The organism is Lysinibacillus cavernae, assembly GCF_009724685.1.
In the GTDB taxonomy this organism is placed as follows: Bacteria; Bacillota; Bacilli; order Bacillales_A; family Planococcaceae; genus Lysinibacillus; species Lysinibacillus cavernae.
This window is the reverse complement of record NZ_WMEF01000019.1, coordinates 43,277-55,955: the sequence shown is the minus strand read 5'-3', so window position 1 is coordinate 55,955 and position 12,679 is coordinate 43,277. Positions and strand designations below refer to the sequence as shown.

The following is a 12,679-nucleotide window of genomic DNA, read 5'->3' as shown; positions in this document are numbered from 1 at the left end:
AGCGCCGATGGTAGTTGGGGGCTTCCCCCTGTGAGAGTAGGACGTCGCTAAGCAAAAAAAGTAACCACTGAGAAATCAGTGGTTTTTTTATATTTCCTTTCACTTATAAACACCCATAAAATGTTAAAATTAAATGTAGTGATAAAAACATATAAAGGGGTGCAATGTATTGGCAACAGGATATTACGGTAAGGATATTTCTATACAGAAAGAAAAATTAGAGGAATTTATTCAAAATAGAGAACAATGGGCTGTATTAATACCAGGTTACTTACATCACGAGTTACTAAATGAAAAGGATATGATTTGGGTTTTCCAAGGTGATTTTGGCATTATTCAAAAGGCCGTTAAAGTGGAACTTAAAGTAAAAAAATCTACTTCTCATCAAGTGATTTTTGATTTAGAAGGTTTATCAGATCCGATAGATGGCGATGGTTCATTTGAAATAAAACAAAATCAAGATGGGTCAATCCAACTTATCGGTAATTTAACAATGAAGGCTAGTGGGTTTTTATCAGCAATGATGAATCCGGTATTAAATAATTTTGTACCGCCGCTAGTGGAACAATTAGTGGAAGAAATGGCCGTTAAAGTAGTGAAAGAATAGTCTTATGAGTTGTATAAAGGATGGGATAGCCCGATATTACAGTTGAAGGAATTGGTCGGTTCTATCTGGATTTAGCAAATGTTTTTGTGTCGAAAGTGAAGCGTCAGGTACAAAAGATTCTCTATTCGGTAGTGGGAGATGAATGCCTGTATTGATTTTTTCGGTGGGTGTTCAAACGCCCGTTGAAATAAGCGGAACAGCGTAAAAAAACGCCACGTCCTGTGGCAATGACGGGGCGTTGTGACCAGTATCGTGTATCCCCAAGCCTTCAACGGATGCTATATATTTCAAAAGAGGTCTCATGACACAGGTCAGTTGAAAGTTATCACAGGTCGTGACGATTTTAGGTTAATGATTACTCGTCAACTTTACATTATTCTGGACGTCATGACACGGAGGTGTAATTTATGATAATAAGACATTTTGTTGAAAATTTTTTGTTTAACAAGTAAATATGGAGTACCTTGTCATGGGATAGCTTTTTTATCACGTTATAATCTCGTATAATTAAATAAGAATCTAACGAAATTGGGTGTTTGTTTTGCAAAAGAAAAAGCCAATTATAGAGGGATTAGAACGTTTTCGACAACAACAAAATATTTCTTTTCATGTCCCCGGTCATAAGCATGGTGAACTGTCCCATCTTCCGCAAGCATTTAAAGATGTTATGCGCTATGATGTAACTGAATTAACAGGTTTGGATGATTTGCACTATCCTGAGGAAATGATATTAGAAGCAGAAAATTTATTAGCAGATACATATGGAGCGATGAAAAGTTTTTTTCTAGTGGGTGGCTCTACTGTTGGAAATTTAGCAATGATTTATGCTACTTGTAATAAAGGCGATACCATTATTGTTCAGCGTAATGCACATAAATCTATTTTTCACGCCATTGAACTTGTTGGGGCCAAGCCAATATTTGTGTCACCAATATGGGATGAACGAACGTTAACGGCAACACATGTGACATATAACGACCTTAAAGAAGCTGTTGAAAATTATTCAGAGGCGAAAGCAGTCGTTTTAACATATCCTACTTATTATGGGATGACTTCTAATGAAATACAGCAACAAATTGACTTTTGTCATGAAATAGGAATCCCTGTATTGGTTGATGAAGCACATGGCGCTCACTTTAATGCATGTACTTTATTTCAACCATCCACTTTGTCGTTTGGTGCAGATGTTGTTGTACAATCAGCGCATAAGACACTACCAGCTATGACGATGGCATCCTTTATGCATGTTAAGTCGAAGTTGATAGATGCTGACAAAATACATCACTATTTACGTATGCTACAATCTAGTAGCCCATCTTATGTGTTATTAGCTTCATTAGATGATGCACGTTATTATGTACAGACATATATGGAGAGTGATGGGGCATATATAATAGAAAAAAAGAATCAATGGGTTGAGGCGTTACGATCAATTGGTTCATTGGAAGTAATTGAAGTAGATGATCCACTCAAACTATTGTTACGTGTGAATGGTTATAGTGGTTTTCAATTACAGAAAGCTTTAGAAGCAAAACATGTCTATGGGGAGCTAGCTGATGCGAATCAGGTCTTACTTGTGTTACCTTTACTGAAGCAGGGACATACCTACCCATTTGCTGAAATAAGAGTCCGAATAAAGGAAGCTATAACAATGTTATTAAACACAGATAAAACTGATAGCAAAACAGCTTCTCAAACAGCCTATCGCTTTGTATCGATTACAGAACCTATTTATACCTTTAGTGAGATTGCATTATTAAATAAAGAATGGTTACCATATATGCGTACAATAGGACGGATTTCAGCAAGTATGATTATTCCTTATCCACCGGGCATTCCATTGCTTGTGCCAGGAGAAAGAATAACAGTGGCAAAGTTAAGTCAATTGGAAGAACTACTAGCAGCAGGTGCGACATTCCAAGGAAATCATCGTTTAGCAGAAAAAATGATTCAGGTCATTAATTAGTTGGAGGCAATAACAGCATGAATAGCAATTTATTTATTACATTCGAAGGTCCAGAAGGAGCAGGAAAAACAACAGTCATTCAAATGATAGCACAGCGATTAGCCGAAAAAAATATTGATGTTCTAGCAACGAGAGAACCAGGTGGAATAGAAATTGCGGAAAAAATAAGAACCATCATTTTAAATCCTGCACATACAGCAATGGACGAACGTACTGAAGCATTATTATATGCTGCCGCAAGAAGTCAGCATTATTTTGAAAAAGTACGACCTGCTTTAGATGCTGGGAAATTGGTAATATGTGATCGTTTTATCGATTCATCTTTAGCTTATCAAGGTTATGCAAGGGGAATTGGTGTCGATGAGGTACTTTCCATTAATGAGTTCGCTATTGGAAAGAAATTACCTGACGTGACCATTTTATTTGATCTTGCACCAGAGGTTGGTTTAGCACGTATTTATGCAACTGGCAATCGGGAAGTAAATCGTTTAGATGTTGAAAGTTTGACATTTCATCAGACGGTACGTGAAGGGTATTTACAACTAGTAGAGCGATACCCAGAACGTATACGTGTGGTGAATGCAGACCAAGATATTGAGCGTGTTGTTGAAGAAGTATGGCTATTATTATTGGAAGCGATGCAGTAAAAGCATGAAGTTGTCCACAACATTGTGATATAATGATACTATCCATTAATTTATCTTAATCAGTAGAAACTTGCGAATTAAGATAAATCCTCCAGCGCATGTTACAGATTTTGAAGAGGAGCTGTTTGAGCAAATTCGAAAAAATCTAGATTCATTTACGCTGATGGGTAATTGATCCTCAACGGACAATATAAATAATGGAAGTATAAATGTTTATAAATGCAACGCTTAGGAATAGTATTTAAACCTATTTAGGTTAATTTTATAAAAGGGGTGAGTGCGAATGAAGTTAGTCGTAGCTGTAGTGCAAGATCAGGATAGCAACCGCTTATCAAATGCTTTAACGAAAAATCAGTTTCGCGCAACTAAATTAGCGAGCACAGGTGGGTTTTTACGTTCAGGAAATACGACGTTTCTTATAGGAACTGAAGACTCTCTCATACCCAAACTTTTAGATATTATTCGGGATAATTGTCGAGCACGTGAGCAGATGGTTGCACCAGTTTCTCCATTAGGGGGAAATGCTGATTCCTATATACCTTATCCTGTGGAGGTAGAGGTAGGAGGAGCTACTGTGTTTGTATTACCAATTGAACAATTTCACCATTTTTAAAAAGTAGCCTCCTTTGTTGTACCAGTAGAAATCACTGATTTTATATAAGATAAATATTAGGCTGATGTGAGCAGCCTAATATTTATCCTAATGCAATGATGCCAAGGAGAAAGAGATAAAGATAGTGGGGGCGAAACCAGCTTGAAAATTAATCAAGATATACGTGTCGGGTTAAATACAAATCGCAAAGAGCCACTACAAAATAATAATCAAAATAACCGATTTGGAGATATGGTGGTCAAGCAAGGAAACAAGCTGCAAACAGAACAACTAACACGTTTGTTAGGAGATATATCTAGTGCAGGTGATCGCGTTGCAAGATCACGTAATTTACGAGAACTTGCTAAGTTTAAAATGCTTGTTAAACGTTTTCTACAAGAGACAGTAGAACATGGTATGGACTTAAAACAATCACATACATGGAATCGTTTTGGTGAAGGAAGACGCTTAAAAATCATTGAAACCATTGATACACGTCTTGTCGAACTTGCCCAAGATATCTTAGACGAAGAAAAAGAAGCGATTGACCTCCTTGATAAAATCGGTGAGATTAAAGGCTTACTAATTAATTTATATATGTAAAACCCGTGTCTCGTTCTCATATAGGCGCGGGCTTTTTTCAAATTTTGATTTGGCAATTTGCCAATATAATATGAACCACTGTAATGTTTCTTTACAAAAAGTAGAATTGGGAGTAGTCCCACTCTTTTTGGTTTAGATACAGGAAGGAATTTAAATTTATGGCCAAGAATGTTGAAGAGCTATTCACGCTACAACCAGTTGTAATGAAGCAACTTCAAACGATTTTTGACAAAAATAGATTAGCGCATGCATATATTTTTGACGGTGAAAAAGGGACAGGCAAGACAGATATTATGCTCTTTTTTGTCAAATTAATGCTATGTGAGCAACCTGGTGAAAATGTTCCATGTGAAACATGTCGAAATTGCATACGTGTTGATTCGGGAAATCATCCAAATATTCATCAAATTTATCCAGAAGGTCAGTTTATAAAAATTGACCAAATGAGAGAACTAATTGGCGAAATGAAAATGATGGGCGTAGAAGAGGGCCGTAAGATATATGTGCTGCATCACGCAGACCGTCTTAATACAGCTTCTGCTAATATGATACTGAAATTTTTAGAGGAGCCAGATGGAGAGGTAACTGCAATATTATTAACTGAGCAAATGCAGTCGATACTTCCAACAATCCGTTCTCGTTGTCAACATATCAAGTTTCAAAAAATGCCACGTTATGTTTTATTGAAGCACTTACAGGAAAATAATATTTCACATTCAATGGCTTCAACAGTAAGCATGATGACAAACGAGCTCGAAATGGCTATATTTTTAGCGAATGATGAGCAGTTTGCACTCGCTCGAAAAACAGTGTTAAAATTGGTAGAGGCTATTCGGCACAATGTACACGAAGCAATGCTTATTGTACATGAAGAATGGTTACCAAACTTTAAAGAAAAAGGCGAGATGGAGCAAGCATTGGATTTACTACTATTTGCTTACCGTGATATAGTGTCAATAAAAGCTAATCCCGAAGCAGCTTGTACTTATCCAGACATGTTACCACTATTAAAAGAAGTTGCGTTATATTCCACTTACGAGCGATTATCAAGTCAGATGGAATCTATTTTACAAGCGCGTGCCTCTTTACAGCGTAACATGAATAGGACGTTATTGATGGAGCAGTTAATGCTAAATCTGCAGGAGGGATATACATTTGTATAATGTAGTAGGAGTTCGCTTTAAAAAAGCGGGTAAAATATATTATTTTGATCCGGCATCATTTCTACTAGAAAATAGCCAATATGTTATTGTAGAGACAGCTCGGGGTGTAGAGTATGGTAAAGTAGTTGTCCCTCAAAAAGTAGTAGGTGATAATGATGTTGTATTACCACTTAAACAGGTACTTAGACCAGCGGATGATCGTGATCGTATACAAGTAGAGGAAAATGCAGCAGAATCGAAACGTGCATTTGAACTTGCTAGTACTAAAATTATAGAACATAATTTAGAAATGAAGCTTGTAGATGTTGAATATACATTTGATCGTAATAAAATTATCTTTTATTTTACAGCTGAAGGACGAGTTGATTTTAGAGATCTTGTAAAAGATTTAGCTTCGGTTTTTAGAACACGTATCGAACTTCGCCAAATTGGTGTGCGTGATGAAGCAAAGTTATTAGGTGGCATCGGTCCATGTGGACGAATGCTTTGTTGCTCCACATTTTTAGGTGATTTTGAGCCAGTTTCTATTAAAATGGCTAAAGATCAAAACTTATCTTTAAATCCTTCAAAAATATCAGGTCTTTGCGGTCGTTTAATGTGTTGCTTAAAGTATGAAAATGATGAATATGAAGAAGCAAAAGAGGGAATGCCAGACATAGGTGAGGTAACGATGACACCAGATGGCCGCGGTAAAGTTGTAGGGTTAAATGTGCTGGAAAGACTTATTCAAGTATATTTACAAGAGCAGGAACGCACAGTTGAGTATACACTAGAAGAACTGCTGGCATGCGAAAAAAATCTTATTTAAGATAGAGAATTTAACGAGGTGGCTTGGGTGAAGGACCGTAATTTCTTAGATACCGTTATGGAGTTCGAACAACAGCTCGAAGCAATGCAGGAGCAATTTGGTGCATTGAAACAATTTGTAGCGTTAATGATGGAAGAGCATAAGGCGCTTGAGACAGAAAATCATCATCTTCGCACACGTCTAGAAGAACTACTTTCTAATACAAATTCCGTACAAGCTGCTGAAGTAAAGAAAGAGAGTCCACTAGATATTGGTGAGGGTTATGATAACCTAGCTCGTCTATACCAGGAAGGCTTCCACGTTTGTCATGTTCATTTCGGAAGTTCTCGTAAAGGTGAAGATTGTCTGTTTTGTCTATCATTTTTAAATAAACAAAATGTGTAATAGAAGGCTGATTCCCACTTCTTCGGTGGTATCAGTCTTTTGTTTTGTAGCTTAGGAGGAATAAGCATGGAAAAATGGCTAAAGGATGATGAGCGATTAGACTATTTATTGGCTGAGAATTTGCGTATTATTCAAAGTCCCTCTGTCTTTTCATTCTCATTAGATGCAGTGTTACTTTCAAAGTTTGTCAATATTCCCTATTATAAAGGAAAAATTGTTGACCTATGCTCAGGAAATGGCGTAGTCCCGCTCTTTTTAAGTGCTCGAACAAAGGGACAAATAACGGGAGTAGAGATTCAGCCACGTTTATTTGATATGGCAGAAAGAAGCATCCAATACAATCAGTTAGAAAATCAAATTCAAATGATCCTTGGAGATGTAAAGGAAATACCGAAACAACTAGGCATTGAAAAGTATGATGTGGTTACATGTAATCCACCATATTTTTTAGCACATGAAGCCAGTGATAAAAATCTTAGTGAGCATCATGCCATTGCACGACATGAACTTTATTTAACATTAGAAGAAGCAATCCAATCAGCAAGTAAATTATTAAAACAGGGTGGTAAAGCGGCATTTGTGCATCGTCCAGGTCGATTATTAGATATTGTTACAGCTATGCGATTAAATCGACTAGAGCCAAAACGGATGCAACTCATTTACCCGAAGGAAGGGAAAGAGGCCAATACATTATTAATAGAAGGAATAAAAGATGGAAAGCCAGATTTAAAAATATTACCACCTTTGTATGTCTACGATGCAAATAATGAATATACAACAGAAGTGAGAGACATTCTTTATGGAAAAGAACAATAATCACTACTTTTACGTGCTAGAATGCGCTGATCAATCTCTTTATGCAGGTTATTCAAACAATGTAAAAAAACGAGTTGCTGTACATAACGCTGGGAAAGGTGCAAAATATACAAGAGCTAGAGGTCCAGTGAAATGTATTTATAAAGAAGTATTTGAAACAAAGCAAGAAGCAATGCGAGCAGAATATGCTTTTAAGCAATTAACAAGAACACAGAAAATTAATTATATCAGGAGGGGTGAATCGTGAAATCGCAAAAAAGTACAATACACGATCAGACAGGTTGTTTATATCTTGTAGGAACACCTATTGGTAATTTAGAGGATATGAGTGTGCGTGCACTTCGTATTTTAAAAGAGGCCGATATTATAGCAGCAGAAGATACTAGAAATACAAAGAAGCTGTGCAACTACTTTGATATTGAAACACCATTAATAAGTTATCATGAACATAATTTAGCGGTAGGTGGAGAAAAACTACTAACGCTGTTACATGAAGGGAAAACAATAGCATTAGTAAGTGATGCAGGTTTACCTTGTATTTCTGATCCAGGCGCGGATATAGTCGAAAAAGCAATCGCTCAAAACTTTCCGGTCGTGCCAGTACCAGGTCCAAATGCAGCATTATCAGCATTAATTGCTTCTGGTTTGACGCCACAGCCATTTTTCTTTTATGGATTTTTGAATCGTGGAAAAAAAGAACGTCGCCAGCAATTAGAGCAATTAAGAAAACGTCAAGAAACCATTTTGTTATATGAGGCACCACATCGTTTAAAGGATACATTAAAAGATATGGAAGCAATACTTGGAAACCGTCGAATTGTCTTAGCTCGAGAACTAACAAAGAAATTTGAAGAATTTTTGCGTGGCACGCTAGTTGAAGCTGTAGAATGGTCACAAACAGAGGAGATACGAGGAGAGTTTTGTATTGTATTAGAAGGAAACCACTCTGTTGAAGAGGAAGACCAAGAAGAAGCCTATTGGCATACTATGTCCATTATTGAACATGTTGATGACATCATCAACCAATCAAATCTCACATCAAAAGAAGCAATAAAGGAAGTAGCCAAGCTAAGACAAGTAGCGAAGCGGGATGTTTATAATGAATATCATAATCAATAATAGTAAAGAGTTACCTTATGGAGGTAGCTCTTTTTTTTCTTAATCCAAATGAAGGGTCAGAGGCAATTACACCAAGGCATAAGTAATATTTTAATTTGATAATAATTGTAAATAATAGTAACCTTAAGTAGAAAGGTCTGACATGGACATTATAAGGGGTTTAAAAAGTGGGTATATTAAGTTATATACAAACAGAAACACCTAAACCACTGTTTTTGATTTAGGTGTGTGATAAATTATTTTTTTAAGTTAGTTTGGATTTCTTTTACTAACATTTCAGCGCCTTCTGGACTTAAAATTAATTTGCCTCCAACTAGACGGAAGTTATCATCTGAAACTTCTCCTGTAACAGCACATGTCATATTAGGCATATATTTTTTTAAGATGATTTTATCATCATCCACATAGATTTCTAAAGCGTCCTTTTCAGCAATACCTAGTGTACGGCGTAACTCGATTGGAATTACTACACGACCTAACTCATCGACTTTACGAACAATCCCTGTTGATTTCATAATAGATTTCCTCCTAAATTTATAAAAGTTATATTTGTATTTCGTCAAATTTCGACATTATTTCCTTGTCTGATAGTTATCATACCAAGTAATGCCATAAACGTCAATTAATTAATACACTAATATTATGGTTTCTAAAAAAATTTTTTGAGAAGATTGCAGGTATTTTTATATTTTTAAAAGGTTTTTAATAAAGATTTTTTTAAATAGTAAAAAAGGTTCTTATTTAAGTCATTTAATGGATTCAATATATTATTCGACAATTTTCGCATATGATAAACTTTCATTGAAACGAATTTCGTACTTCGTTAGAATAGAAAGTATATTGTGAAACAATGGAGGCAGTTCTTGTGAGTGAACAACAAAAAACATTCTATATAACAACACCCATTTACTATCCAAGTGGGAAATTTCATATCGGTACGGCATATACAACAGTTGCATCTGATACTATTGCACGCTATAAACGTTTACGTGGTTATGATGTCCGTTTTTTAACAGGAATGGACGAGCATGGACAAAAAATACAAGAAAAAGCAGCTGAAGCGGGTAAACACCCCCAAAATTATGTCAATGAAATTGCAGATGCTGCAAAAAAGCTTTGGGCTTTAATGGATATTTCTTACGATGACTTTATACAAACAACGCAAGAGCGACATACGAAAACTGTTGAAAAGATTTTCAAAAAGTTTTTAGATAATGGTGATATTTATAAAGGCGAATATGAAGGATGGTACTGTACACCGTGTGAATCTTTCTTCACAGAGACTCAATTAGTTGATGGCAACTGTCCAGACTGTGGTCGTCCAGTGCACAAAGTAAAAGAAGAGTCGTACTTCTTTAATATGAAGAAATACGCAGATCGTTTATTAGCTTATTATGAAGAAAACCTTGAATTCATTGAGCCAGAGTCACGTAAAAATGAAATGATTAACAACTTTATTAAACCAGGATTAGAAGACCTTTCGGTGTCAAGAACGTCTTTCGATTGGGGAATTAAAGTACCTGGTGATCCAAAGCATGTAATTTATGTATGGGTTGATGCATTAACGAATTATATTACAGCTCTAGGTTATCTTTCAGACGATGAAACATTATTCAACAAGTACTGGCCAGCAAATGTACATGTAGTAGGAAAAGATATTGTGCGCTTCCATACTATTTATTGGCCAATTTTCTTAATGGCATTAGATTTGCCATTACCGAAAAAAGTATTTGCACATGGCTTTATTATGATGAAAGACGGTAAAATGTCTAAATCAAAAGGTAATGTAATTTATCCAGAAATGTTAATCGAACGTTATGGTTTAGATGCGACACGTTATTTCCTTTTACGAGAATTACCATTTGGCTCTGATGGCGTGTTTTCTCCAGAATCATTTATCGAACGTACAAATTTTGATCTAGCGAATGATTTAGGTAATTTATTAAATCGAACTATTTCAATGATTAATAAGTATTTTGATGGCATTATTCCTACTGAAAATCTTCAATCGACAGAATTTGATGCAGCTTTAAAAGAGCAAGCTGAGTCTGTACGTATTAAATATGAAGAAAGTATGGAAAAAATGCAATTTAGTGTCGTTCTTGCTGACTTATGGACACTCGTGTCACGCACTAATAAATATATAGATGAGACACAACCATGGGTGTTAGCAAAAGAAGAGTCTGATAAACCAAAATTAGGTGCCGTTATGCGAAATTTAGCAGAAAGCTTGCACCAAATTGCTGTCATGTTACAACCATTTATGACAACAACACCGAAACGTATAATCGATCAATTAGGTTTAGATGACAAATTCTTAGCATGGGAAACAATTGAAACATTCGGAAATACTATTCCAGCAAACATTAAAGTGGTAGAAAAAGGGATACCTATTTTCCCTCGTTTGGAAAATGAAGTTGAAATTGCTTATATTCGCGAAGAAATGCGTGGTTCTGTGAAAACACTTCAAGAAGATGATGCTAAAAAGATAAGTAAGGATGTAGAAAATCCAGAAATTCCTGAAATTACTATCGATGATTTTATGAAAATAGATTTACGTGTAGCGACTGTAACTGCATGTGAAACTGTTCCTAAAGCAGATAAGTTATTAAAGTTACAAGTTGATCTAGGATACGAGCAACGCCAAGTAGTTTCAGGTATTGCGAAATTCTATTCTCCAGCTGATTTAATTGGGCAAAAAGTGGTCGTTGTAGCAAATTTAAAACCAGTTAAATTACGAGGTGAATTATCGCAAGGAATGATCTTAGCTGGTGAAAAAGATGGAATTTTAAAACTAGCTTCTGTAGATCCAAAACTTGAAAATGGCGCAAAAGTAAAGTAAACAATCGAAGAAAAGCCTGCTGAATACAAAATATTCGGCAGGCTTTTCAAATCTGTCAGTGTATTAGAGTTAATGTTATTGTGAAATAATTTATAGTATGTAAAATTTATGGTTTTATAAGCATATAGTACCATATATGATATTGTCGAATAAGTGTATTGTCACAATGGCGAATAGTTTGTAACAAATTTGTAATGCTTACGAAAAATATGAAATAATAATTTTTAATAAAATCGATGTTAGGAGAATGAAGATGTATATTGATACACACGTACATTTGAATGCAGAACAGTATGAGGAAGACCTTCAAGAGGTAATTGAAAGAGCCCTTGAAGCTAAAGTAGAGAAAATGGTTGTCATTGGTTTTGACCAAAAAACCATTGAAAGAACAATGCAGCTAATAGAGCAGTATGATTTTGTTTATGGTGTCATTGGCTGGCATCCGGTAGACGCCATTGATTGTACTCAGCAAGATTTAGAGTGGATTGAGAAACTAGCATCACATCCAAAAATAGTTGGCATTGGTGAAACTGGTTTGGACTACTATTGGGATAAGTCTCCAAAAGACGTCCAACAAGCACTTTTTCGCAAGCAAATTCAATTAGCGCAAAAGATAGGTTTGCCAATCATTATTCATAACAGGGATGCAACAGGGGATGTTGTACAAATTTTGCGTGAAGAAAACGCAGCATCCATAGGGGGTGTTATGCACTGCTTTAGTGGGAGTGTAGAAACAGCACGTGAATGTATAGCTATGAATTTTATGATTAGTCTTGGAGGGCCGGTGACATTCAAAAATGCACGTTTGCCAAAGGAAGTGGCTACGGAAATACCTTTAGAGCACTTGATGATTGAAACAGATGCCCCTTATTTAGCGCCACACCCACATCGTGGAAAGCGTAATGAACCTGCTTTTGTGCCTTTAGTTGCGGAGGAAATTGCGCGTTTAAAAGGGTTGACAATTGAAGAAATTGCAAAAGTAACTACCGCCAATGCGAAAATTTTTTTTGGAATTGACAATTAACTAGCATAGATGCCTCCAATACAGGGTTTGTGGTTGGCAAAAACTAAGAAGTCAATTTACTGAGAAATACTTTCGGGTTGACAGTGCCAAAACTAGTCCGTATAATCC

The 12,679-nt window shown here is 35.9% G+C and carries 14 protein-coding genes; 13 read left to right on the top strand and 1 reads right to left on the bottom strand.

Translation table 11 applies throughout. The annotated features are described in order from the left end of the window. Window positions 1-169: 169 nt before the first annotated feature. The 11 genes from GJU32_RS22315 to rsmI all read left to right on the top strand — a co-directional run bounded on the left by GJU32_RS22315 (window position 170) and on the right by rsmI (window position 8,705). A complete protein-coding gene (locus GJU32_RS22315) occupies window positions 170-607 on the top strand; it encodes an SRPBCC domain-containing protein (RefSeq protein ID WP_155594097.1) in 438 nt (145 codons plus the stop codon). A 541-nt stretch (window positions 608-1,148) separates the two neighbouring features. Then, a complete protein-coding gene (locus GJU32_RS22310; RefSeq protein ID WP_476638812.1) occupies window positions 1,149-2,573 on the top strand; it encodes an aminotransferase class I/II-fold pyridoxal phosphate-dependent enzyme in 1,425 nt (474 codons plus the stop codon). 17 nt (window positions 2,574-2,590) lie between these two features. Next, window positions 2,591-3,220 carry a dTMP kinase gene (gene tmk, locus GJU32_RS22305; protein ID WP_155594095.1) on the top strand — a complete coding sequence of 210 codons (630 nt, stop codon included), beginning with the start codon at window positions 2,591-2,593 and terminating at the stop codon, window positions 3,218-3,220. 283 nt (window positions 3,221-3,503) lie between these two features. Beyond that, window positions 3,504-3,833, top strand: coding sequence for a cyclic-di-AMP receptor (locus tag GJU32_RS22300; RefSeq protein WP_155594094.1), 330 nt, complete (start codon window positions 3,504-3,506; stop codon window positions 3,831-3,833). Window positions 3,834-3,974: 141 nt separating this feature from the next. After that, on the top strand, window positions 3,975-4,415 hold the full coding sequence (locus GJU32_RS22295; protein WP_155594093.1) for a YaaR family protein: 441 nt from the start codon (window positions 3,975-3,977) through the stop codon (window positions 4,413-4,415). Window positions 4,416-4,573: 158 nt separating this feature from the next. Next, window positions 4,574-5,578 (top strand): DNA polymerase III subunit delta', encoded by a 1,005-nt coding sequence (gene holB / locus GJU32_RS22290; protein WP_155594092.1) that lies wholly within the window; start codon window positions 4,574-4,576, stop codon window positions 5,576-5,578. After that, window positions 5,571-6,386 carry a PSP1 domain-containing protein gene (locus tag GJU32_RS22285; protein ID WP_155594091.1) on the top strand — a complete coding sequence of 272 codons (816 nt, stop codon included), beginning with the start codon at window positions 5,571-5,573 and terminating at the stop codon, window positions 6,384-6,386. Before holB ends, GJU32_RS22285 begins: the two co-directional genes overlap by 8 nt. A gap of 27 nt (window positions 6,387-6,413) precedes the next feature. Continuing rightward, entirely contained in the window at window positions 6,414-6,770 is a 357-nt protein-coding gene (gene yabA / locus GJU32_RS22280) for a DNA replication initiation control protein YabA (RefSeq protein WP_004229222.1), read from the top strand. Between the two features lie 66 nt (window positions 6,771-6,836). Beyond that, on the top strand, window positions 6,837-7,586 hold the full coding sequence (locus GJU32_RS22275) for a tRNA1(Val) (adenine(37)-N6)-methyltransferase (protein ID WP_155594090.1): 750 nt from the start codon (window positions 6,837-6,839) through the stop codon (window positions 7,584-7,586). After that, on the top strand, window positions 7,570-7,833 hold the full coding sequence (locus GJU32_RS22270; RefSeq protein ID WP_155594089.1) for a GIY-YIG nuclease family protein: 264 nt from the start codon (window positions 7,570-7,572) through the stop codon (window positions 7,831-7,833). Before GJU32_RS22275 ends, GJU32_RS22270 begins: the two co-directional genes overlap by 17 nt. Next, window positions 7,830-8,705 (top strand): 16S rRNA (cytidine(1402)-2'-O)-methyltransferase, encoded by an 876-nt coding sequence (gene rsmI, locus GJU32_RS22265; RefSeq protein WP_155594088.1) that lies wholly within the window; start codon window positions 7,830-7,832, stop codon window positions 8,703-8,705. The genes GJU32_RS22270 and rsmI overlap by 4 nt, the downstream gene beginning before the upstream one ends. 236 nt (window positions 8,706-8,941) lie before the next feature. Here rsmI and GJU32_RS22260 read toward each other — a convergent pair whose 3' ends face one another. Further along, complete coding sequence (locus GJU32_RS22260; RefSeq protein WP_068986577.1) at window positions 8,942-9,220, bottom strand: AbrB/MazE/SpoVT family DNA-binding domain-containing protein; 279 nt, start codon at window positions 9,218-9,220, stop codon at window positions 8,942-8,944. 335 nt (window positions 9,221-9,555) lie between these two features. Between GJU32_RS22260 and metG the strand changes: the two genes are divergently transcribed. Continuing rightward, window positions 9,556-11,547: a methionine--tRNA ligase gene (gene metG, locus GJU32_RS22255; protein ID WP_420798397.1), complete on the top strand. Its 1,992-nt coding sequence runs from the start codon at window positions 9,556-9,558 to the stop codon at window positions 11,545-11,547. A 253-nt stretch (window positions 11,548-11,800) separates the two neighbouring features. After that, a complete protein-coding gene (locus GJU32_RS22250; RefSeq protein ID WP_155594086.1) occupies window positions 11,801-12,571 on the top strand; it encodes a TatD family hydrolase in 771 nt (256 codons plus the stop codon). Window positions 12,572-12,679: the final 108 nt, after the last annotated feature.